Source organism: Mesorhizobium sp. M1A.F.Ca.IN.020.06.1.1, from assembly GCF_004023265.1.
Taxonomy (GTDB): Bacteria; Pseudomonadota; Alphaproteobacteria; order Rhizobiales; family Rhizobiaceae; genus Mesorhizobium.
Genome location: NZ_RZSR01001214.1, coordinates 1 through 1,483 on the forward strand (window position 1 = coordinate 1; position 1,483 = coordinate 1,483).

The window sequence follows — 1,483 nt, forward strand, 5'->3', positions numbered from 1 at the left end:
GCCCTATCTGTCGCTGACCCTGATCGTCATCCTGTCGGCGATACCGGTCCAGATCGCCGACAGGATGACGATCAGGGTCAGCGACAGATAGGGCAGCGCGAACGCGACCTGCGAAGTGCGACGGTTCTCTTCAAGTCCGCGATACTCGTCGGTGTTCGACCGAACGATCTGCCGCGCCTTGATAACGTCTGGGTCCACGAGCCGGATCGTGTAGAGGTAAAGACCTTCGATCTCGCGCAATTTGACGATGGCGCCCATGATGTTGCGGGTGCGCGGCTCGATCAGCACCGGCTTGCCGTCAGCGGCCGTGTTGACCGCGCCAGGGGGCGGCTCAGGCATGGCGAAGTCGGCGTCGGTCTTGGCGCTCATGACGAAAGAGCCGTCAGGCTTGATCAGCGCCGCATGCGCCAGTCCGCGGCCGACGGCCTCCTTGTTCATGAGGTCGAGGAAGCCGGTGCGGTCGAGCCCGTAGAGCGTGCGCGAGGCATCGAGGTCGTAGGCCATCGACAGGGTCGTGCCCTGCAGGTTGCGGGCATTTTCCTGGACATAGGCATCGGCGATCGACAGCGACGAATTGACGATCGTTTTGGTGCGGATCTCGAACCAGCGGTCGAGGCCGATATCGAGCGTGATCGAGGCGATGATCGCGACCATGATCGCCGGGATCGCGGCGACCAGCGCGAACATGGCGACGATGCGCACATGCAGCCGCGATGCTGCACGGCCGTGCCTGCGGGCCATGACGATGCGGCGATCCGAACCGTGCTCAACCAGGCGCTGTCGCGCGTCGGCCATGAAGTGCGCGTGACTTCGAACGCCTCGACGCTGTGGCGCTGGGTGGCTGCCGGCGAGGGCGACCTCGTCATCACCGATGTGGTGATGCCGGACGAGAACGCCTTCGACATGCTGCCGCGCATCAAGAAGGCGCGACCCGAGCTGCCGGTCATCGTCATGAGCGCGCAGAACACTTTCATGACTGCCATCCGCGCCTCCGAGACCGGCGCCTACGAGTATCTGCCGAAGCCCTTCGATCTGACCGAGCTGCTCAACATCGTCAACCGCGCGCTTGCCGAGCCGAAGCGGCCGAAGCTGGATTCCCGCGCCGACGATCAGCCGGAGACGATGCCGCTGGTCGGCCGCTCGGCCGCCATGCAGGACATCTACCGCATGCTGGCCCGCATGATGCAGACCGACCTGACGGTGATGATCAGCGGCGAATCCGGCACCGGCAAGGAGCTGGTAGCGCGCGCGCTGCACGAATACGGCCGCCGCCGCGGCGGGCCTTTCGTGGCCATCAACATGGCCGCGATCCCGCGCGACCTGATCGAATCGGAACTGTTCGGCCATGAGAAGGGCGCCTTCACCGGCGCGCAGAACCGCTCCACCGGCCGCTTCGAGCAGGCCGAAGGCGGCACGCTGTTCCTCGACGAGATCGGCGACATGCCGATGGAGGCGCAGACGCGCCTGCTGCGCGTGCTACAGC

1 protein-coding gene and 1 pseudogene are annotated in these 1,483 nt (G+C 65.5%); one reads left to right on the top strand and one right to left on the bottom strand.

Annotation, left to right across the window (positions count from 1 at the left end; genetic code table 11):
• Positions 1–27 precede the first annotated feature (27 nt).
• A pseudogene (locus tag EOA60_RS32600) lies at positions 28–750 on the bottom strand (PAS domain-containing sensor histidine kinase); the annotation flags it as partial.
• Here EOA60_RS32600 and EOA60_RS32605 point away from each other — a divergent pair.
• On the top strand, positions 727–1,483 hold a 757-nt coding region (locus EOA60_RS32605; RefSeq protein ID WP_245502670.1), incomplete at its 3' end, for a sigma 54-interacting transcriptional regulator. The pseudogene EOA60_RS32600 and the gene EOA60_RS32605 sit on opposite strands and share 24 nt — an antisense overlap.